The organism is Streptomyces sp. NPDC046925 (assembly GCF_040644915.1).
Classification (GTDB): Bacteria; Actinomycetota; Actinomycetes; order Streptomycetales; family Streptomycetaceae; genus Streptomyces.
Genome location: NZ_JBEYWZ010000020.1, coordinates 48,861 through 67,873 on the forward strand (window position 1 = coordinate 48,861; position 19,013 = coordinate 67,873).

Here is a 19,013-nt window from a genome sequence, read left to right on the forward strand (position 1 = left end):
TCACGCCCTCACGACGGGAAGCCGCATGAACAGCCCCTTCGAGAACCCCGACGCCTCCTACCTCGTCCTCGTCAACGCCGAGGGCCAGCACTCCCTGTGGCCCGCCTTCGCCGAGGTGCCCGCGGGGTGGGAGGTCGTCCTGCCCGGCGGCAGTCGTGCGGCGTGCCTCGCCCATGTCGAGGAGCACTGGACCGATCTGCGCCCGAAGAGTCTGATCGCCGCCATGGACTCCCGGTGAGACCGCGGGACGCCGTCCTCGCCGCCGCGTTCCTCGCCCGGTTCGCGCAGCTCGGTCTGTTCTCCGTCGAGGTGCTCATCCTCCTGGACCGCGGGGTGGCCACCGAACGTGTCGGCGTGGTGCTGACGGCGGCCGCGGTGGGCAGCGGCGTCGCCCAGCTGCTCCTGGCCCGCTTCGGCCACCGGCTCGCGGCGGTGCGCACCGCCCGGATCGGGCTGCTCCTCCAGGCGGCGGGCTGCGCCGCGTTCGGTGTCGTCGGCGCCTGGTGGAGCTTCGCCGTGGCCGACCTCCTGGTGATGGCGGGCAGCGCGGCCGTCACCACCGGGCTGCGGACCCTGGTGGCCGACACGGCGTCGGACCGTACGGACCATGCCGACCGTACGAACCGTACGGACCGGGGCGAGAACGCCTTCGGTGCGCTCACCGCCGCGCAGATGGCGGGGGCGTTCGCCGGACCGTTGTGCACCGGCGCGGTGGTCTCGGTCGGCACCGCCGCGGCGGCCTGGCCCGCGACGGCGGCGACGCTCGGCGCGGCCCTGGTCCTCGCCCGCGCGGCGCACGGTCCGACCGTCGCGCGGGTCGGCAAGACCCTGGCCGGGCGGCCACCCCTGGGTGTGCCCAGCGGTGTGGCGGGCCGCGTCTGGCCGTACGCCGTGCTGCTGTTCGGCGTCACCGGGCTGTACGGCGGCTATGCCGTCGCCTGGAGTGTCTATCTGCGGGGCCTGGGCGCCCCCGACGCTGTGGTCGCCTGGTCCGCGGCGGCCATCGCCCTGCCCAGCCTGCTGCTCTCCCCCCGCGTCGGCAGGCTCCTTCCGCATGTGCCGCGTACCGCCCTGCTGCACGGGGCGGTGCTGCTGATCGGCGGCTGCGCGCTGCTCTACCCGCACCTGGGCGCCGTCGCCCCTGCGGTGGCGCTCTCCCTCGTCGAGGGCGCGCTGCTCGCGGTGGCACTGCCGCTGGTCTCCGCCCAAGTCGCCTTGCGCGCGGGGCGACTCGGCACCCCCAGGGCGTTCGGTGTGCTCGGTCTCGCCGACGCTCTGGGCAGCGGCCTCGGCACGGCCGTGGCCGGTGTGCTGATCGCGGCCGGCGGTACCCCGTACGTCTTCCGCTTCTGTGGACTGCTCTGCCTGGTGTGTGCCGCCGTGGCCCTTGCAGCTCCGCGTCCGTCCCTCTCCCCCGCGGCGTCGCCCTCCCCCGAGGCGTCGCCCGTCGCCATCGAGCGACGCCCGTCATCGAGCATCGAGAACGGCAGGTAGGACCATGAGCCACGCGTTCCCCGTCGAGTACGAACTCTCCCCGACGGAGGCCGACCAGATCCACGCCCACGTCAAGGAGCATCTGGCCCGGACCGGGCCGGACGCGCCCGGGCCCGCCGACCCGGCCTTCTACGACCGTCACTGGGACGCGGGCCTGGGCCTTCCCGAGGGGCTGCGGAAGTTCCTCGAGCACTTCCGCCGCACGGAGCCGTCCGCGGCGCTGGTCGTGCACGGCTTCCCGGTGGACGACGCGGCCGTGGGGCCGACGCCCGGCCACTGGGACGGCATCGCCCCGAACTCCGCCACCCTGGAGCAGGAGTTCCTCCTCGCCATGTGCGGCAGCGCGCTGGGCGACCCGTACACCTTTTCCACGCTCCAGCTCGGCCGCATGGTGCAGAACCTGCTGCCGATCAAGGGGGACGAGCTGCGGCAGAACGGCCACAGCAGTGAATGCCTCCTTGAATTCCACACGGAGGACGGCTTCCACCCGGGCCGCTGCGACTATCTCCTGCTGTTCGGGGTCCGCAACCACGACCGGGTCCCGACCATCGTGGCGTCGGTACGGGACGTGCGTCTGAGCGAGCGCGACATCGATGTCCTGCGCTCGCCCCGCTTTCTGATACGCCCCGACGACGAGCACATCCGCCAGCTCCAGGCGCGGTTCCCGGACCATCCGGCGCTGGCCAGGATGGTCCAGTTCCAGGCGGCGCCGCCCGCGGTGCCGGTGATCTCGGGTGAGCACGAGCGGCCCTACCTGCGCATCGACTACCCGTTCATGGAGTGCGTGGGCGGCGACACGGCCGCCCAGCGGGCGCTGGACGCGTTGATGGCGGAGCTGGAGCGGGTGCAGCAGAACGTGGTGGTCGAGCAGGGCAGCCTCGCCGTCGTCGACAACTACGTGGCCGTGCACGGCAGGCGGTCCTTCCGTGCACGGCTCGACGGTACGGACCGCTGGCTCAAGCGGATGATCGTCAGCCGCGACCTGCGCAAGTCCGTCGCCAGCATCAAGCCGGACAGCGCGCGCGTCCTGTACTAAGGCCGCCCACCAACCCAGAGGGGAACGGAACCATGCGTACAGTCGTGATCTCAGGCGCGTCCAGCGGCATCGGAGCGGCCACCGCGGAACGCTTCGCCCGGGCGGGCGACCGGGTGACGAACCTGGATGTCCGCCCACCCGACACCCCGGTGAGCGGCGTCGAGTGGATACGTGTCGACACCGCGGACTGGTCGGCCGTGGACGCCGCCCTGGCCGACGTACGGGACGCGCGGGGTGCCATCGACGTCGTCATCGCCAACGCGGGAATCAGCGTCCGGCACTCGGTCCTGGACATCACGGAGGCACAGGCCCGCCGGGTCGTCGACGTCAACCTCCTCGGCGTCCTGGGCCTGTGGCGCGGCGCCGCGCGCGTCATGGCGGGGCAGGAGCAAGGCGGCGTACTCCTGGCGACGGCGTCGGTCAACGGCCGCCGCGGCTACCCCCGCTACGCCGACTACAACGCCACCAAGGCAGGCATCGTCTCGCTCACCCAGACATTCGCGATGGAACTGAGCCCACTGATCCGAGCAGCCTGCGTCAGCCCCGGCGCGGTCCTCACCCCGATGCAGATGGCCGAGTACACGGACGAAATGTTCACCGAAACCAACGCCCGCATCCCAGCAGGCCGCCACGCCGCCCCCGAGGAAATCGCATCAGCCTTCTTCTACCTGGCCTCAGACGACGCCTCCTTCCTCACCGGCCAGGAACTAGTCCTCGACGGCGGAGAGATCGCGGGCGCGACAACGACAGAGTGGGGGTCTGCCCTGTCCGGGCGGGAGGAGCAGCGACGCTGACGGGGGTAGGGGCGGACACGTGGCGGTGCCCGCGAGCCATGCCATCATCGCCGGATGGCCGCGCCTCTGAACTCCGCGTCACCCTGCCTCCGCCCCGTGACGGCCGAAGTACGACCCGTGGTTGAGCAGTTGGCACAGCTCTACCGGCATGACCTGTCGGAGTTCCTGGGGTATCTGCCCGAGGCCGACGGGACCTTCGCGTTCCGTACGCTGCCGTTGTTCTTCGATGAGCCGGAGCGCGAGGTCCTGCTGATCGAGTACGGTTCGGCGCCTGCCGGTTTCGTGCTCACGCGTCCGCTGCCCGACGGGGCGACCTCGATCGCGGCGTTCTTCGTCGTACGCGCCCTGCGCAGGCGGGGTGTCGGTCAGCAGGCCGCTCTGCGGTTGCTGCGGTCCCGTCCCGGGCGGTGGGCCATCGCCTTTCAGGAGGCCAACGCGGGCGCGGCACGCTTCTGGCGAGGCGTCGCGACGGCCGCCGTGGGCTCCGCTTGGCGTGAGGAGAGCCGCCCGGTTGTCACGGCGGACGGCTCCACCGTGCCCGACGATCACTGGATCCTGCTGACACAGCCCGACACCACCGGCGACATCGACATGACAGAAGCGTCCCGTGGAAGCGGAGGGGGTCCGCGCGCCTGAGTACCGGGGCCACAGGAGAGTGCCGCCTCACTCCTGCCGCTGCTGGACAAGATCGCGGACGCGTGGGTTCGAACCGTCAGGGCTCAGGGTCTGTTGCCAACCTGGCGTGGATTTCGACGTCGTAGCGGATGCCGTCGTATTCGAGCTTCTGCCGTTGCTGCCCCTCCACCGCGAAGCCTGCGGCCTGCGCGACTCTGCAGGAGCCGGGGTTGTTCACCCGGTGGCCCAGCTCCAGCCGGAACAACCCTGCCTCCCGGAATGCCCAGTGGGCGACAGTCCGGCAGGCCCGGGAGGCGACGCCCTGGCCCCGAGCTGTTGCTGTCGTCCAGTAGGACACCCAGCCAGTGGAGTGCCTGCGGTTCACTGCGCCGACCGATACGTGTCCCAGCACCGCATCACCGCCGTCGACCACAGCGAAGGAGAAGGCCGAATCCTCGGCCCACTGGTCGTTGCGATCCGTGATCCACCGCTCTGCAGTCTGCACCGAATCGATCGGCTCGCTGTTCTGCTCCCGCATCAGGGGATCCGCGAAAGCGGCCATCACCGACTCCGCGTCCCCCAGCATCCACCTCCGCAGCACCAAGCCTGACGAAGCCTCTACACGATCACGCATACCGTGAATCCTCCCCCTCCCTCCCCGCTGACGTACCGGCGTCGAACGCAAGCGAAGGATCTTGGTGATGTGAGCCACTGCGCAGCATAAGAAGGGGGACTTCGGCGACAATGCGGCGATGGAGCTTCCTAGTCAGCTTGTCCCGATTCCCGGTGCTGCCGGTCTGCATGCGTGGATGCCTTACGACAGTGGTGGTTGGGGGTTCGCGAACTGTTTGTGGGTTGTCTCCGGTGAGGACGCCGCGGTCGTCGATACCCCGTACGACCAGCCGTTGACCGATGCGATGATCCGGGCGGCCGGGCCGGTGCTGGGGTCGGGGCGCGTGTCGACCGTGGTCAACACGCATGCCAACGGTGACCACAGTTGGGGCAATCATCTGTTTCCCGGGGCGACGGTCATCACCACCCGTTCCGGCTTCGAGCATCTGGCGCATGAGCCGACGCCCGAGGAGATGCATCGTCTGCTGAACGAGACGTCGCCGGACGGGGCGTTGGGCTGGTACCTGCGCCGTCACTTCGGCATGTTCGATTTCCTGTCGGCTCGTACGCCCATACCCACGCAGACGTTCAGCGGCCGTCACGTCTTCGAGGTCGGCGGGACGGAGGTCGAGCTGATCGAGGTCGGGCCCGCCCATCACTCGGGTGACCTGATCGCGCGGGTCGGTGATGTGGTGTGCGCTGGCGACGTGTTCTTCCCCGACGACCATCCTCCGCACTGGTCAGGTCCGATACAGAACATCATCGACGCCAATGAGACCATCCTGGATCTCTCGCCCAGGGTCATCGTCCCCGGGCACGGCGGGCTCAAGGGCCCTCGCGATCTGCGCGAGCACATCGACTACTTGGGCACCCTCCAGCGCGAGATCCGGCTGCGCTTCGAAGGCGGGCTGAAGGTTCGCGAGGCCATGGACGACATCTTCCGGCGCGAATTCTTCCCGCAGCTCCGCCTGCCGGAACGCCTGATGATCGTCATCGCGGTCGAGTACGGCCATCTGCAGGGCGAGACCGAGGGCCCCAGCATCATCGAGCTCGCGAGCGGTGCCGCCCAGTGGGCCTTCGATCGGCGCACCGAGCCTCGGGTGCCGGTCGCCTGAGGCGCAGCAAAAGTTCTTTTGGGGGGTGCCGCCTGTTGCGCCGGGCGGCACCCCCAACCGAACGTGGGATGGTCGGAGGCGACCAGTTCGGTGCTTTGCACGCACACACCCGCCGGGGTTCGGCGTGCAAGGTGTATTCATCACACATCGGCCGCCCGATGCGGCGCAAGGCACGAACTCGCCGAATCTGTCCGGCTTTCAATCATCGAAATGGCGGACTGCCGTGATTCCGCTCCGTGAAATGCGGAGGCCGCCCTGCGCGTCAGTCTCCGGCCGCAACGGCCCGTGAATGAGTCGGGTCCGGGCTGAAAACCAGCGTGGTGAACCGCGCCCCGGGCGACCCCAGCGGCATGGCCGTGCACATGGTGACGTCCCCTACCCGGGAGGGAGCGTGCCGGTCGCAGCACTGGTCCAGATGCTCCTCCTCGTCCGGGCCTCCGTATTGGTGGTAGCGCATCTTCCGCGTGTCGCCGTTGGGGTGGACGTAGGCCACGTGCCGGTCCCGGTAGAGGGGGCGGACCACCGGGTCCGCGTCGACTTCCTGGTCAAGCTGTTGCAGATCGGCGTTGTCCGGGTGCGCGGCGACGGCCGTGCGCAGCTGGGCGGTGAGCGGTATCGCCCACTGTGTCCGCCAGTTGACCATGTGGTGCTCCCGGACGTCCTCCCTCAGCAGCATGTAGCGGATGAGGTTTCGCTCGGGGAGCGCCGGCTCGGCTCCGCGAGGGCGGGGGAACATGTCGAGGAAGTCGTCGTTGTAGGCCAGGACGTTCCAGGCGACGTCGTTGACGTAGCACGGCTGGCCCTTGATGGCCTCTACCGCCACTTTCCAGGCGGGGTGGACGTTGGTGCCGGCCAGCGGGTCCTGCGGGTGGGGCGGTTCGTGGCCGACGGAGTAGACGTAGAGCGCGATCCTCTCCCGCTCCTTAAGGCCCAGGACGACCGAGACACGGTCGAGGAACTCGGGTGTCGGGGAGGGCATTTCGCCGCGTTCCAGCTGGGCGTAGGTCCGCTCGGACACGAAGAGGAGCTGTCCGACCTGGGCCTGCGAGAGGCCCGGGGAGCGGCGGCCGCGGCCGGTGCGGGGAGGCCAGCCCAGGCTCGATGGGTCCACCTGTTGCCGCTTCCACCGCAGCAGTTGTCGCAGCGCTGCCTTGTTGTCCACCGTTCACCCTCTCCTGCAACGGGAGTTTCCCGGACCCGGCTCATATACCGGAAAGGCATTTTCCTGCAATTCGCGTTCAGGAAAAAGCTGGTCCTGGTGGTGCCCGTGGGGCGGCGGCGACAATGGAAGCTCGGATCTGCTCGTGTTGTGGGAGACGCGGCGATCCTCAATCGCGAGGGGGAATTCGCGTTGTTGCAGACGCCTGCCGTCATACCGTCGGAGCGCAGTGGTCTTTCCGTCGGGCGTACGCTCGCGGTGCTGCGTGCACTTCAGCAGCTCGGCGACGGTGCCCATCCGCTGGCCTCTGTCGCCGCCCGGGCGGATCTGCCCGCCCCCACCGCCTATCGCTACGTACAGGCGCTGGTGGGCGAGGGAGCCGTGGAGCGGCGAGGGCCGCGCGGCCACTACTCCCTTGTAGAGGCACCGCATTTCTTCTCCGACTCCTTCTCAGACGTGTCCGGTCCGCCGACGAGCACGGGCTCTGCTACGGTCCGCGCCGAACTGATCACACTACAGTCACGCACCGGCCAGATCGCTCTGGCGTACGCACCGCTGCTGATCGGCAAGCCGATGCGTATTCATGCCGAACAGGCCCTGGGTGCGCACGCGCGGCAGCTTCAGGCCACCCCGCGGGCGTCGCTTCAGGCCTTGTGGCGTGCTCCGCTGGAGGCGGATCCGCCGGGGTGGGCCATCCTGGCCTGCCTCGGGGATGTCACCGCGGCACGGCCCCAGTTCACCCGTGTACGGCAGGACGGGTACGCCGTCGGCCCCTCTCCCCTGCGCGGCAGGGATGCCATCGCGGCACCCATCTGGCGGGGCTCGACCGTCGCCGGCTCAGTCAGCCTGCTGGCGGCGCACAGCCAGGTGTGCAACCCCGCGGCTCAAGTCCGCCTGGTCGAGGCCGTGATGGATACGGCGGCGCAGATCAGCAGGCAGCTGACGCGCTCGGGCATGCCCGCATCCGCCCTCTGACCCGCAGCGGCTCCACAGCGACCCCGCAGCGACTCCGCAGCCCCACCCCATCACTGTTCCACCACTCCTTCACTGCTCCACTCCCCCACAGCACTTTCAGAAAGGCTCTTCGTGTCCCGTTCCGTCCTGATCACCGGAGGCAACCGCGGCATTGGCCTGGCCACTGCCCGCGCCCTGCAAGCGGCAGGCGATCGCGTCGCCGTCACCTACCGCACCGGTGAACCCCCCGAGGGACTCTTCGCCATCAAATGCGATGTCACCGACACCGATCAGGTGCAGGCCGCTTTCAAGGAGGCGGAGAACGAGCACGGTCCGGTCGAAGTACTGGTGTGCAGCGCCGGCATCACCAAGGACCAACTGCTCATGCGCATGAGCGAGGACGACTTCACGTCCGTCCTCGACACCAACCTCACCGGCACGTTCCGCGTCGTCAAGCAGGCCACCAGGGCGATGCTCCGGGCCAGGTTCGGGCGTGTCGTACTGGTCTCCTCGGCCGTCGCCCTGCGTGGCGAGAGCGGCCAGGCCAACTACGCCGCGTCCAAGGCCGGTCTCGTCGGATTCGCGCGATCTATGGCCCGTGAACTCGGCTCCCGCAACATCACGTTCAATGTCGTCGCGCCCGGCCTCACCGAAACGAACATGACCGAGAGCCTCTCGGACGAGCAGCGGGACCACCTAGTGGGGCAGATACCCCTGGGCCGCCTGGCTCGCCCCGAGGAGATCGCCGCAGCCATCGCGTTCCTCGTCTCCCCCGCCGCCAGCTACATCACCGGCGCGGTCCTCCCCGTGGACGGCGGCGGAGGCATGGGGCACTGACTCCCCGACGAGTGGCGGTGGGCCCCGGGGAGCCGGAGGTGTCGGTACCGGAGGTGTGTCGGGATCAGATGTCCTCTTCGGGGCCCACGTGGCGGAGTACCGTCTCGTGGTCGCCCGTTGCGACGAGGCCGTCGATGACTCTGGTCATTGATGCCACGCCCGCGTCGCGGACGATGAGGCCGTCCCAGCACCACCAGTAGTCGCCCTCCGGATCGCCCGCCCGGCGCTGGCGGTCCATGATCCGGTGTACCTCGTCGAGCGTGAATACCGTTCCTGACCAGCGGTCACCGTCGTCGCGGATCACCCACATGTCCACATTGCAGACCTCGTCGAGGTCCTCTCCCGCATCGGGGACGAAACAGATCTCGTATCCCTCGCGCCTGACCCGGTAAAAGGGTCCGTCCCACATGTTCGCTCCCCGCATGACCGTGCATGACGAAGCCGTCCGCCAGGTTCCCCCGTGGCGGACGGCTTGCGTTCGTGTGTCCAGAGATCAGAGTCGGTGCAGGCGACAAGGTGCTCTAGCCACTGAGCTACGCCGGCCCGAAGCCGGCGACGGGATTCGAACCCGCGACCGCCCCATTAACAGTGGAAGTAGCCCGCTCCTGCGCACCTGGACGTCTCCACCGTAGCGATCAGCACACCTCGGCGCACTTCATTAACTGGGGCGGGCGCTGGTCAGGTTTGGCTGCCGTTCGAGCGGCCGAAGAGTTCTATCTCGGCTATCGCCACCTGCTTCTTCGCTGAAGCCGCGTGGGCGGATTCGATGGTGAAGCGGACCCGGGTGACCTCGCCGACGCGGAAGGAGCGGCGCTGTCCGCCCGGGCCCGGGTCCAGGGTGATGTCACGGGTCGCGGTGGAGCCGTCCTTCCTGGTGACCTCCGCCTTGACCCGGTGGGGCAGTGCGGACTTGGAGAGCTCGTCGGCGCGGGTCGAGACGCCCGGCGTGATGATGACGTCCAGCAGGCGCGTCGGTTGGGTGAAGCGGACCTCGATCCATTCGCCCTGGCCCGACTCCGCGACCCCCGGGCCCCACCAGGTGTTGTTGAGCTTGTCGAAGGCCAGCTTGTCTCCATGGCCCTCGTACGCGTTCGAGGAGCGGATCTCGTCCGGCTCGACCGGTGCGCGCTTGGCGAAGTGGTCGCGTGTGGCCTGGATGCCGTCGGAGAGGTTCACCGCCACGAAGATGAGCAGCGTCAGGACGATGGCCCACGTGATCCAGGTGCCGATGTTGTCGAACACCCGGCGCAGGCGGGGGCGTTCGCCCGCCCAGGGTGTCTGGTTGCGGCCCGGCCCCATCAGACGGCGCCACCAGGGCAGTGGACCGGGCGTCTGGTCGGTGGTCTGCGCGAGCGGCATGGCGCAGCGGGCGCAGAAGTGGCGGTCGGGGCGGTTCGGGGTGGAGCACCACTGGCACGGCGGGCCGTTGTTCGGCTGCGGTGCCTGGCCGGGGACGCGTACGTGCGGGCGCTCCGCGTCGGGGCGGCCGGGCAGCACCGGGCTGACGGCCGCGGGCGGCGGGGCCGCCACCGGGTCGGCGACGGGCACCAGGAGCGAGTGGATCGTGTCCGGGCCGGGGGTGTACGCGGGCGGCACCGGGTCGTTGGGCGCCGTGTCCGTCAAGTCCGGGTTGTTGGGGTGGGGTTGCGGTGAGGGGGCGCCCGGAGCGGGGTTCCCTTCTGCGGTGGCTGCGGGCTCCGGCGGCGCGGACCTGCGGGGCAGGCCCGAGTCGGTGGCGGCTGGCGCGTCGGTGGCCTGGTTCGGCACCGGGCCGGTGGCGGGGCTGGCGGGAGCGGCGCCTGCCGCAGGGGGTGCCGTACGGTCCGGGCGCGCGAAGCCGTCCCAGCCGGACGCGGGCCCGGAGCCTGCGTGGGCGGCGCCCTGGTTCGCGGCGTTCACGGAGCCCGCGCGCGCTGCCGGGTCCGCGGCCTGTGCCGCTCCCGTGCGGGCCCCGGCCGCGTCCCAGCTGAGGACGGCGCCGCAGGCGTCGCAGAACGACTGACCGGGTTCCACGCGGGCGTCGCACTCGGTGCAGTTCTGCCTGGTCATGACTCCAGAGTCCTTTCGGCGGCCGTGACGGTGACGGAGTAGGGCATATGGGCGGGGCGGGCGGCGGCCACGAGGGTGTCCAGGCGGTGGGTGTCCGCCGGTGTCGGGTCCGGCAGCCGGAGCGTCACCTTCAGGTGGGGGCGGGGGCTGCCGGGGACCGGGCCGCGCGGGCGGGCGCTCCATGCCGCGCCGCCGCTTTCGGTGATCTCCGGTGCGGTGCCGAACGCGAGGCGCACCGCCTCCGACAGGCCCTGCCGTGTGCCCCGTACCCGGTGCAGCGCGGCCGCGGCGGCGACGGCGGCGCGCAGCCGGGCCTCGGATTCGATGCCGTCCGTCTCGGCGCCCACCCAGATGCTGAGCCACTGGGCGAAGTCGAGCGGGGTGAGCGCGGGGTCGAAGTAGGTGTCCAGGCAGTCCAGGACGTTCAGGATCGGCGCGAGGACCTCGTCGAGGCCCGCGACGAACTTCTGGGCCAGGTCGTCGTCGGCGAAGACGGCCGGGAGCATCAGGCCGATGGGCGCGGAGGAGCCGAGGCCGTCGATCGAGCCCCTCATGAGCGGCCCTGCGCAGGGTGCGGGGAAGTCCTCACGAGGCGTCCCCGATCACCCGTACGCGGTGGTCGAAGGAGAACACCAGGGCGGAGGGCTCCAGGTCGATGCGGTCGGTGCGGTCGCCGCGCTTGCCGGTCAGGGGGTCGGCCGGGTGCAGGACGACCTCGTCGACCAGTTCCACGCCGGGCACCCGTTGGAGGACCGCGAAGATCTCGCCCGCCTGGACGGGTCGGCCGAAGGGCCAGCCTCTGCCGTCCGCGCCGCCGGTGAGCGGGTCGAGGTGGCGGTAGATGGCGTCATGGGCGGCGCGTCGTACGCGGTCGGTCTCCACGCCGCGGAAGGCGTGCACTGTGGAGACCACCGTGATGCCCTGGTAGTACGGCGGGCCGACGGCGAGCCGCGTGCCGATGAGGCGGCGCTCGTCGAGGTGGCGGGTGATGCGGTCCAACAGGGCGTCGCCCGGCACGAGTTGCTCGAAGCGCAGCCGGCCGCCGGGGTCGGGCACGGCCTGCGGTACGACCAGGACGCGCACGGCGTGCGCGCCGTAGTCGTCGACTTTGCCCTCCAGGCACATGATGCGGGCGGTCTCCGGGGCCGCGCGGCGGGCGAGTTCCTCGTAGTCGCGCAGGGTCACGGCGCGTTCCTGGGCGCGCAGCGTGATGGGTGCGCGGGCCTTCGCCTCCTCGACCGTCTCGCCGTCGACCCCGCTGTGCGCGGCCTCCCGGTTGACGACCGAGGTGATGTACGGGATGGAGGAGCGCAGCACGCTCAGGGCGCCGCGGGCCACGTTGCCGGCGCGGCCGCCGCCGGTGCGGTAGCGGCGGGCGCGGACGACGGAGCCCTTGGGGGCGACCTTGCCGTACTGGCGCAGGGTGCCGTCGGCCTCGCGGACGGCGGGGCCGAAGGCGATGTCTCCGGTGGTCGCGTCGAGGGTGATGTGCCGGTCGTCGGGGCGGGACTCCGCGAAGTGGCGGACCACCTGCCAGTCCTCCCAGCCGTTGTGCTCGGCGGTCTGGAGCAGCACCGGCGGGTCGTCGCCGACGACGGGCGCGTGGGCGAGCCGCAGCCGCTGGCCGGGCAGTCCGGTGGCCTCGCCGAGCGCCTCGTCGTACACCGTGTCCGCGTGGACGACGCCGGTGGTGCCGCCGATGGTGCAGGCGTCGCTGGAGCGCACGGTCGGCGAGGTGGTGTAGAAGGGCTGGTCGGCGGCGGGTTCGGTGACGCGGCAGCGCAGCCAGCCCGCCTCGTGGCCGCCGTTGCGGGACAGGACGTGGCCGCCGGGTACGTGCAGGACGACGTCGCCGGGTTTGTTGAGGCCGCCGGTGCCGTCGCTGTGCACCTCGCACGTCTGCCAGCCGTCCGCCGTCCATGCCTCCCAGACGAGCGGGGGCTGGCGGGGGTCGACGCCGACGCCGTCGACGCGGCTGTCGAGTTCGAGGGCGACCGCGCAGTGCGGGACGGCGGCGGTCAGGCCGAAGAGCAGGCTGTCGCCGGGCCGGGGAGCCTCGGCGAAGCACATCACGTCGGTGCCTTCGGCGAGGTCGGCGGTGCGGTCGGTGACGGGTTCGCCGGGGTGCTGCACCATCAGGTGCCGCAGCATGCACGGGACGATCTGCAGGGCGTCCTCGGTGGCGAAGACGACGGCGTCCTCGGTCTCGGTGCGCAGCGTGGTCACCTCGGTGCCGACGGGCACGGAGACCGGCTCCTCGCGGGGCGCGGACAACCAGAACGTGACGTCGGTGCGGGCGGCCGACGGCGGGAACAGGGTGATGCCGACCAGGTCGAGGAAGGCCAGGTGGTTCTTCTCCGGGACGCGGTTGAGGCGGTAGACGATCTGGTCCGCCATGTGCGCGACCGTCTCGACGAGGGTGACGCCGGGGTCGGAGACGTTGTGGTCGGTCCACTCCGGGGCGCGCTGCTGTATGTAGCGCTTGGCGTCGTCGACGAACTGCTGGAAGCGGCGGTCGTCGAGGTTGGGGCTCTGCAGGGGCATCAGCGGTCGTCGCTTTCGGGGAAGGCACCGGGGCCGTCGGACGTCTCAGCGGCTCCCGGTTCCTCGTGGGAGGGAATGACGTAGAAGGGGAAGACGAGGCTGCGCGGGTTGTTCGTGCCGCGGATGGCGTAGCGCACGTCGATGAACAGCACGTTCTGGTCCTCGCCCGCGGTGACCTCGACCTCGTGCACCTCGATGCGCGGCTCCCAGCGGTCCAGGCTCAGATACACCTCGTGCTGGATGCGGCCCGCGGTCTGTTCGTTGACCGGCGCGAACACCAGGTCGTGGATGGCGCAGCCGAACTCGGGGCGCATCGGCCGTTCGCCGGGGGCGGTAGCGAGGACGAGCCGGATGGCCTCCTCGACCTCGCGTTCCCCGCTGACCAGGGCGATGCCTCCGGTGGGGCCGATGCGCAGCGGGAACGCCCAGCCGGAGCCGACGAACTGTTCGGCCATCAGGGAATCACCGGTCCTTTCGCGGGGTGCGGAGTGAGGGAAGCGGAGTGAGGGGTGCGGAGTGAGGGATGCGGAGTGAGGGATGCGGAGTGCGGGCCGCTGCTCCGTGGGGGATGGCGTGCGCCATCAGAAGGGCAGCGGTTTGCGGTTGACCAGGACCACGCCGTTGAGCCCGATGTTGGTGGAGTTCAGGGCCATCGTGGCGCCGGAGGTGAGCGCCATCGCCCCGACGGTGTTCACGGTGACCCCGCCGGTCGCGATGAGGGAGGCCATGCCGGCCGCCCGTACGCTGAACATCGATGTGTTGACGTTGACCCCGCCGCCGCCCGCGTTCACGTTGAGGGCGGTTCCGGCCCGCAGGCTGAGCATTCCGCCGCTCTGAATGGACACATTGCGTTTGGCCCTGAGCGTGAGGTCCGTCCCCGCGCGGACGGTCACGGAGCGGCTGCCCTTGATGGTGACCGAGCCCTTGCTGTCCACGGTGATCTCGGTCTTGGCGCGGTCCAGATTGACGATCAGCTTGTTGTCTCCGGTGGAGACCTTCACGCCACGGTTGGTGCCGACCCGCTGGCTGAGCAGGTCGACGCGGTTGCCGGTGCGGTCGGAGATGGTGTGCCGGCTGGCCTGGTTGCGCGCCCCGGAGTACAGCGGGGCCTTGTTCCGGGTCGGATTGTCCTTGCCGTTGTAGAGCCCGCCGATGACGAACGGGTGGTCGAGCGCGCCCCGGTCGAAACCGACGAGGACCTCGTCGCCCACGTCGAGGGGGAAGATGCCGCCGCCGCGCTTCCCGCCCAGTTGCACACAGCGCGTCCAGTCACTGACGTACGTGTCGTCGAGCCACGGGAACTTCAGCTTCACGCGGGCCTGTTCGTCCTTGGTGTCGACGTCCGTGACGACGGCGTTGGCCACACCGGGCAGCCGCGGCGCGCTCTCCGTACCGCCCGAGGTGAGCCCGTACAGGGAGCGCCACTGGCGGCCGCTGACGGTCACCCAGGATTCGTAGCGCTGCCCGTTGCCGAAGACGTGCCGCACGGAGGTCGTCGTGTACTTGCCCTGGAAGGGCCAGCCGACGTCGGCGAGCGCCACCGGCACACCCGGACGCAGCTTGGGGTTGCCGTGGACGATGACCTCCAGTTCGGAGAACGAGGAGGACACGTCGTCGAAGAGCCCGTCGGCGGCGTGCTTGGCCTCGGGCCCCTTGTCGTAGGGCAGCGATGTCTGTACGAGCTTGGTCTTCTTGAAGGCGGCGGCGGCCTTCTTGGGTGTTGAGCCGATGGAGAAGACGGGGTTGTTGGCGCGGCGCGAGGTCTCCACGATCTCCTGCGCGTTGGCGACGTCGTAGCCGCGCACCTCCACCTCGGCCACCTGGTCGGCGGCGGTCACAGAGGTCCGCAGACGCAGGATGTCGGTCCCGGACTTCAGGACCAGGGGGTTCTTGGCGCTGCTTGCACCGCTCGGCGAGGGCGCGCCCGACGAGGGCTTCGGCGAGACGAAGTTGAACTTGCCCTTGGCGTCGAGGGACATCACCATCTTGTTCTCGTCCGCGAGGCGGGCGATGAAGTCCCAGTCGGTGACGTTGGCCTGGCTGATGAACTCGTAGGTGCCCTTGGAGGACTCGATCGTCCCGACGGGCACGCCCGCGAGCCCGGCCAGCTTCTTGACGATCGAGGACGCGGTCTCGTTCGCGTACGCGACCACCCGGCGCCGGCGCAGGAACCGGTGCCCGAGGTCGTAGCCGCGGATGACCGTGAAGGAGCCGGTGCCGTCGTAGTCGGCCTCCAGGGCGGTGACCTCGCCGGTCAGGAGCGGTTCGCCGGAGCCCTGCCCGTCGGCCACCGGGGTCAGCACCACATCGGTACCGAACTTGACGTTGAGGTCCTTCAGAAGCAGGCGGTGCGGGTCACGGAAGGTGAGCCGGAACGCGGCGGGCACCCCGGCGCCCTGGTCGACCCAGCCGTCGACGAACATCCGGGCGTACTCGTCGGGGAGCTTCTTCCCGCCGAGCTTCACCTTCATGACACTGGAGAAAGCTGTGTCGGCCATCAGCGACCCACCTCCTGCGCGGCGGGCAGCACGAGTTCCGTACCGGTCCTGAGGGTCGACGGGTCGTCGATGCCATTGGCCTCGGCGATGGCCCGCCACACCGTGGCATCGCCGTACTCACGCCAGGCAAGCGACTGAAGCGAGTCGCCGGCGACGACCCGGTGCACGCTCTGCGCGGTGAGCGCGCCGGAGGTCGGGTTCTGCCCTGGGGCGTCGCGCGGGATCTCGTGGAGCCGCAGCTGGCAGGTGGCCCGGATGGGGACGCCCGAGGTGCCGAAGAGAGTGTACGAGGCGTCGACGGACGCGACGTAGGCGACGAACCGCGCCGTCTTGAACGACCCCCACTGGAAGATCACCCACGGCGGCGACGGCTGGTCGGCCTTCTTGCTCTTGTCGGTCACCCCGCAGCAGTCGAGAAGCGTCTGCACCTTCTTCAGGACTTCGTTGCTCGTCGGCCGGTCGGAGGAGTCGAGGAAGATCTCCAACCCCATCTCGCGCTGCTCCGAGCCCATGAACTCCGGCATCGCGCCGTCACGGTTGTCCGCGGTCGGCGTCACCGTCCAGTTGGCGCGGCGGCCGATGGTCAGCTGCGCCGGGTTGAAGTCGAACTTGAACGTCTTGATGAGCCCGCCCGGCGTGGTGCTGGTGCCGACGGGAGGCTCGTGAATGGCGAGGCTTGCGCGAACGAGGCTCTTGCCGGCGCCTGTGCTCTTGGGCATGTGGGTGTCTCCTGCTCCTCTCTCCGGACTCCCGGGTCACTCGGACCCTGGGCCCCTTGCTGGCTTCCGGTCCCTCAGTCCGTGAACCCGTGGTGGGCGATCTCCAGGACCTCCGTGGCGACGGCCGGGCTGCTGGGGTCGAGCCGGGGGCCCTGCCAGCTGACGGGGAGCACGTCGATCAGGCCCCAGCGCGCCACCTCCGACCCGTCCGCGCGCAGGGCCGCGATCTGGGCGGTGGGCCGTTTGATCCCCGTCTGCACGGAGGAGATCCACTTGGCGACCTTCGTGGTGTCCGGAGTGAGGGGGCGGGTGAGCCGGATGGTGGAGAAGGTGACGCGGGAGGGCAGTTGCCAGACGAACCCGTTGTTGCCGCCCTCCTGGCGCTGCTCGATCTCCACCTGGGAGGAAAGGCCCTCGCACCCGTTGAAGAAGCCGAGGCTCTGGCCGTCGATGGACAGGCTGAACCAGATCGTGGAACCCGGGTCCTGGCGGGGCATCGCGGGTGGGCCTTTCTGTCGGTGCTGCTTTTCCTGCTGCTTTTCGTGCTGCTGTTGCTGCTGTTGCTGCTTTTACGGCGGCGGGGCGTGCGGTCAGCGGCGGTCGTCGCGGAGCCTGCCGATCCGTTCGCGGTCCATACGGAGTTCGGTACGTACGAGGCGCGTGATGCGGCCGATCAAGCGGTGCGCGAGTTCGTCGAGCTGGAAGTCCGTGAGGTCCTTCGGATCGAACGTCCCCTCGGGCACTCGGGTGTAGGCGGGCGGCGGCGGACCGCTGGAGGCGGACGAGGTCGCCGAGGCCGTGTTCTTGTCGGGCGGGAACGGCAACGGGTCGTCCTCGACCGCCTCCTGCTCCTGCCTGCTCGGCTGGCTCCGGCCGCCCGGCCACATCCGCCCCAGAGCGTTCGCGGCGGTGGCCCCTGCGGCGGCCGCGAGCGTCTCGGTGGCCGAACGGGTCGCCGAGCGGAGACCTCGCTGAACGACGGGGCCCGCGCCGGGACCTGCGGCGGTGGCGCCGCTTGTGCTTGTGCTGGTGCGGGCGATGGGCAGGGGCTGGGTGGACGTCATCGGCGACGGCGCCGAGGGGGCGGCCAGGCGGGCGACGGGGAGGGGCGTGGCGCGTTGGACGGTGGGGAGTGCCGGCGCCGGGAGGGTGGGCATGGCGGCGGGGCGGGTCAACGTGGCTGGTTCGGCCAGGCGTTGGACCGGCAGCGCTGCTTCGCGGGGCGAAGCGTGTGCGGCGCGTTGCACCGGCGGGAGCGGGGTGGCGGGCGCAGGCGCGGAGTTGGGCGTGGTGGTGGCGCGCTGTACGGGGAGCGCTGCGGGGGTGTTGGCGCGGGGTGCTCCGGGGGCCTGCGCCGAGGGGGTGGCAGGCGCGTCGGGTACGGACCGTTGTACGGGCGGCGGCGTCGATCCGGTGCGCGGCGCGGGGCCCTTCTGCTGGGCTGAGCTAGTGGTCGGTCCGGGGGCGGTGGCTCGCTGGACCGGCAGTGCGGTGGGCGTCGCGGGTATCTGCGAGGGGGCCGGTGCAGGGGGCGTGTGGGGTGTTACGGCTCGTTGGGCCGGTGACGCGGCGGGGCCAGTAGGTGCTGCTGCTCCGGGGGTCGGCTGAGTGGTGCCGGGGCGCGGTGCGGAAGCCGGGTGCGGGGCGGAAGGGGTGGTGTGCTGCACCGGCGGGGCGGCGGTGGGGCGGGTGGACCCCGATGCTTCGGGGGTCGGCAGCGCTGCGCCCGGTGCGGGAGTCGGATGGGCGCCGGGGCTCTTGGTGAGGGAAGTGCGCTGCACGGGCGGTACTTGCGGTGTCGCGCGCTGCTGCGAGGGGGCGGGCCCTGCGGCCGGGCGGGAGGCTACGGCTCGCTGGACCAGCGGTGCCGTCGGTCCCGTGGGCCCGGGCGAGGCGGGCGCTCCCTTCGGAACGTCCGTGCGCGGCCCCGGGTTTGGCGGCGGTGCAGACGCGGTGGGCGGGTTGGGCGCGCTGGATGCGGTGGTCTGCTCCGTCGGCGCGGGGGTGTGGGGGCGTGCGTCGCCGGTCGCCGTGGCGGGTGAGCTGGGAGAGACGGCCCGCTGGACCGGCGGTTGGGCTGTGCGGCCGTTGTCGCGTGACGGGGCGGGCCCCTGTCGCAGCGACTCCGTGAGCGGTACGGCGCCCGGAGGCGGTGTGGTGATGGGCGCCCCGAGTGGCACGCGGCCGCGCGAGGCAGGCCTGGTGGCGGGCGCCGTGGAGCGCTGGACCGTGGGCGCGGGCGGGGTGACGGCCTGGTTCGCGGGTGGCTCGGCGGGTGTTGTTTTCGGGGCGGTGGCGGGTGGTGTGGCCGAAGTCGGTGCGGGCGTCGGCGCCTTGGGCGTGGCGTCGGACGTGACGGGGGCGCCGAGGCCCGGCCGGGCGGGCTTGCGGGAGGCGCTGCGCTGGACCGTCGCGGGCCGGGGCTTCACGGGCGGTTGGGGCGCGGTCGCACTCGACGCCGACGTGCCCGTACGGGCCGTCTCCCCCGTGGCAGGCGCGTTGCTTGCCGCGGTACGCGAAACACCGCCGTCCGTACGGGGGTTGCTTGCCGCCACTTGAGAGTTGGAGGCCACCGCAGGCGGGGCGG

The 19,013-nt window shown here is 70.8% G+C and carries 20 protein-coding genes; 9 read left to right on the forward strand and 11 right to left on the reverse strand.

Going from position 1 to position 19,013, the window contains the following annotated elements:
• The first annotated feature begins 25 nt into the window (after positions 1-25).
• From ABZ906_RS43445 to ABZ906_RS43465, 5 genes are all read left to right on the forward strand, one after another.
• Positions 26-238, forward strand: coding sequence for an MbtH family protein (locus ABZ906_RS43445; protein ID WP_361392609.1), 213 nt, complete (start codon positions 26-28; stop codon positions 236-238).
• Positions 235-1,494, forward strand: a complete 1,260-nt coding sequence (locus ABZ906_RS43450) for an MFS transporter (RefSeq protein ID WP_361392612.1) — start codon at positions 235-237, stop codon at positions 1,492-1,494. The genes ABZ906_RS43445 and ABZ906_RS43450 overlap by 4 nt, the downstream gene beginning before the upstream one ends.
• 4 nt (positions 1,495-1,498) lie before the next feature.
• Positions 1,499-2,530 (forward strand): guanitoxin biosynthesis L-enduracididine beta-hydroxylase GntD, encoded by a 1,032-nt coding sequence (gntD, locus tag ABZ906_RS43455; RefSeq protein ID WP_361392615.1) that lies wholly within the window; start codon positions 1,499-1,501, stop codon positions 2,528-2,530.
• A 32-nt stretch (positions 2,531-2,562) separates the two neighbouring features.
• Complete coding sequence (locus ABZ906_RS43460) at positions 2,563-3,324, forward strand: SDR family oxidoreductase (RefSeq protein ID WP_361392618.1); 762 nt, start codon at positions 2,563-2,565, stop codon at positions 3,322-3,324.
• A 117-nt stretch (positions 3,325-3,441) separates the two neighbouring features.
• Positions 3,442-3,960 (forward strand): GNAT family N-acetyltransferase, encoded by a 519-nt coding sequence (locus ABZ906_RS43465; RefSeq protein ID WP_361392621.1) that lies wholly within the window; start codon positions 3,442-3,444, stop codon positions 3,958-3,960.
• Positions 3,961-4,036: 76 nt separating this feature from the next.
• Here ABZ906_RS43465 and ABZ906_RS43470 read toward each other — a convergent pair whose 3' ends face one another.
• On the reverse strand, positions 4,037-4,573 hold the full coding sequence (locus ABZ906_RS43470) for a GNAT family protein (protein ID WP_361392624.1): 537 nt from the start codon (positions 4,571-4,573) through the stop codon (positions 4,037-4,039).
• Between the two features lie 118 nt (positions 4,574-4,691).
• Here ABZ906_RS43470 and ABZ906_RS43475 point away from each other — a divergent pair, with 118 nt between their 5' ends.
• Positions 4,692-5,666, forward strand: a complete 975-nt coding sequence (locus tag ABZ906_RS43475; RefSeq protein WP_361392627.1) for an MBL fold metallo-hydrolase — start codon at positions 4,692-4,694, stop codon at positions 5,664-5,666.
• 262 nt (positions 5,667-5,928) lie between these two features.
• Here the strand turns inward: ABZ906_RS43475 and ABZ906_RS43480 are convergent, their stop codons facing one another.
• Positions 5,929-6,828 (reverse strand): helix-turn-helix domain-containing protein, encoded by a 900-nt coding sequence (locus tag ABZ906_RS43480; RefSeq protein ID WP_361195951.1) that lies wholly within the window; start codon positions 6,826-6,828, stop codon positions 5,929-5,931.
• A 147-nt stretch (positions 6,829-6,975) separates the two neighbouring features.
• Here ABZ906_RS43480 and ABZ906_RS43485 point away from each other — a divergent pair, with 147 nt between their 5' ends.
• Positions 6,976-7,800, forward strand: coding sequence for a helix-turn-helix domain-containing protein (locus tag ABZ906_RS43485; protein ID WP_361392629.1), 825 nt, complete (start codon positions 6,976-6,978; stop codon positions 7,798-7,800).
• 111 nt (positions 7,801-7,911) lie between these two features.
• Positions 7,912-8,616 carry a beta-ketoacyl-ACP reductase gene (locus ABZ906_RS43490; protein ID WP_361195955.1) on the forward strand — a complete coding sequence of 235 codons (705 nt, stop codon included), beginning with the start codon at positions 7,912-7,914 and terminating at the stop codon, positions 8,614-8,616.
• Positions 8,617-8,680: 64 nt separating this feature from the next.
• On the opposite strand, the gene ABZ906_RS43495 is transcribed toward ABZ906_RS43490, so the two are convergent.
• The 9 genes from ABZ906_RS43495 to ABZ906_RS43535 form a co-directional block, all read right to left on the reverse strand.
• Positions 8,681-9,025 (reverse strand): hypothetical protein, encoded by a 345-nt coding sequence (locus ABZ906_RS43495; RefSeq protein ID WP_361392632.1) that lies wholly within the window; start codon positions 9,023-9,025, stop codon positions 8,681-8,683.
• Positions 9,026-9,294: 269 nt separating this feature from the next.
• A complete protein-coding gene (locus tag ABZ906_RS43500; RefSeq protein ID WP_361392635.1) occupies positions 9,295-10,665 on the reverse strand; it encodes a zinc ribbon domain-containing protein in 1,371 nt (456 codons plus the stop codon).
• A complete protein-coding gene (locus ABZ906_RS43505) occupies positions 10,662-11,219 on the reverse strand; it encodes a phage tail protein (protein WP_361195960.1) in 558 nt (185 codons plus the stop codon). The genes ABZ906_RS43500 and ABZ906_RS43505 overlap by 4 nt, the downstream gene beginning before the upstream one ends.
• Before the next feature lie 31 nt (positions 11,220-11,250).
• Positions 11,251-13,209 carry a putative baseplate assembly protein gene (locus ABZ906_RS43510; RefSeq protein ID WP_361392638.1) on the reverse strand — a complete coding sequence of 653 codons (1,959 nt, stop codon included), beginning with the start codon at positions 13,207-13,209 and terminating at the stop codon, positions 11,251-11,253.
• Positions 13,209-13,664, reverse strand: a complete 456-nt coding sequence (locus ABZ906_RS43515) for a GPW/gp25 family protein (RefSeq protein WP_361195963.1) — start codon at positions 13,662-13,664, stop codon at positions 13,209-13,211. Before ABZ906_RS43515 ends, ABZ906_RS43510 begins: the two co-directional genes overlap by 1 nt.
• A 126-nt stretch (positions 13,665-13,790) precedes the next feature.
• Positions 13,791-15,707 (reverse strand): VgrG-related protein, encoded by a 1,917-nt coding sequence (locus tag ABZ906_RS43520; protein ID WP_361195965.1) that lies wholly within the window; start codon positions 15,705-15,707, stop codon positions 13,791-13,793.
• Complete coding sequence (locus tag ABZ906_RS43525; protein ID WP_361392641.1) at positions 15,707-16,426, reverse strand: LysM peptidoglycan-binding domain-containing protein; 720 nt, start codon at positions 16,424-16,426, stop codon at positions 15,707-15,709. The genes ABZ906_RS43520 and ABZ906_RS43525 overlap by 1 nt, the downstream gene beginning before the upstream one ends.
• 74 nt (positions 16,427-16,500) lie before the next feature.
• Positions 16,501-16,923: a phage tail protein gene (locus ABZ906_RS43530; protein WP_361195969.1), complete on the reverse strand. Its 423-nt coding sequence runs from the start codon at positions 16,921-16,923 to the stop codon at positions 16,501-16,503.
• Positions 16,924-17,016: 93 nt separating this feature from the next.
• On the reverse strand, positions 17,017-18,207 hold the full coding sequence (locus ABZ906_RS43535) for a hypothetical protein (protein ID WP_361392644.1): 1,191 nt from the start codon (positions 18,205-18,207) through the stop codon (positions 17,017-17,019).
• A 379-nt stretch (positions 18,208-18,586) separates the two neighbouring features.
• Here ABZ906_RS43535 and ABZ906_RS43540 point away from each other — a divergent pair, with 379 nt between their 5' ends.
• On the forward strand, positions 18,587-18,985 hold the full coding sequence (locus ABZ906_RS43540) for a hypothetical protein (RefSeq protein WP_361392647.1): 399 nt from the start codon (positions 18,587-18,589) through the stop codon (positions 18,983-18,985).
• Positions 18,986-19,013 lie beyond the last annotated feature (28 nt).

Coding starts and splice junctions, on each gene's coding strand:
- ABZ906_RS43445 (WP_361392609.1), top strand. CDS start 26: ATGAACAGCCCCTTCGAGAACCCCGACGCCTCCTACCTCGTCCTCGTC.
- gntD (WP_361392615.1), top strand. CDS start 1,499: ATGAGCCACGCGTTCCCCGTCGAGTACGAACTCTCCCCGACGGAGGCC.
- ABZ906_RS43460 (WP_361392618.1), top strand. CDS start 2,563: ATGCGTACAGTCGTGATCTCAGGCGCGTCCAGCGGCATCGGAGCGGCC.
- ABZ906_RS43470 (WP_361392624.1), bottom strand. CDS start 4,573: ATGCGTGATCGTGTAGAGGCTTCGTCAGGCTTGGTGCTGCGGAGGTGG.
- ABZ906_RS43475 (WP_361392627.1), top strand. CDS start 4,692: ATGGAGCTTCCTAGTCAGCTTGTCCCGATTCCCGGTGCTGCCGGTCTG.
- ABZ906_RS43495 (WP_361392632.1), bottom strand. CDS start 9,025: ATGTGGGACGGACCCTTTTACCGGGTCAGGCGCGAGGGATACGAGATC.
- ABZ906_RS43500 (WP_361392635.1), bottom strand. CDS start 10,665: ATGACCAGGCAGAACTGCACCGAGTGCGACGCCCGCGTGGAACCCGGT.
- ABZ906_RS43505 (WP_361195960.1), bottom strand. CDS start 11,219: ATGAGGGGCTCGATCGACGGCCTCGGCTCCTCCGCGCCCATCGGCCTG.
- ABZ906_RS43510 (WP_361392638.1), bottom strand. CDS start 13,209: ATGCCCCTGCAGAGCCCCAACCTCGACGACCGCCGCTTCCAGCAGTTC.
- ABZ906_RS43515 (WP_361195963.1), bottom strand. CDS start 13,664: ATGGCCGAACAGTTCGTCGGCTCCGGCTGGGCGTTCCCGCTGCGCATC.
- ABZ906_RS43520 (WP_361195965.1), bottom strand. CDS start 15,707: ATGGCCGACACAGCTTTCTCCAGTGTCATGAAGGTGAAGCTCGGCGGG.
- ABZ906_RS43525 (WP_361392641.1), bottom strand. CDS start 16,426: ATGCCCAAGAGCACAGGCGCCGGCAAGAGCCTCGTTCGCGCAAGCCTC.
- ABZ906_RS43530 (WP_361195969.1), bottom strand. CDS start 16,923: ATGCCCCGCCAGGACCCGGGTTCCACGATCTGGTTCAGCCTGTCCATC.
- ABZ906_RS43540 (WP_361392647.1), top strand. CDS start 18,587: ATGGGCGCCCCGAGTGGCACGCGGCCGCGCGAGGCAGGCCTGGTGGCG.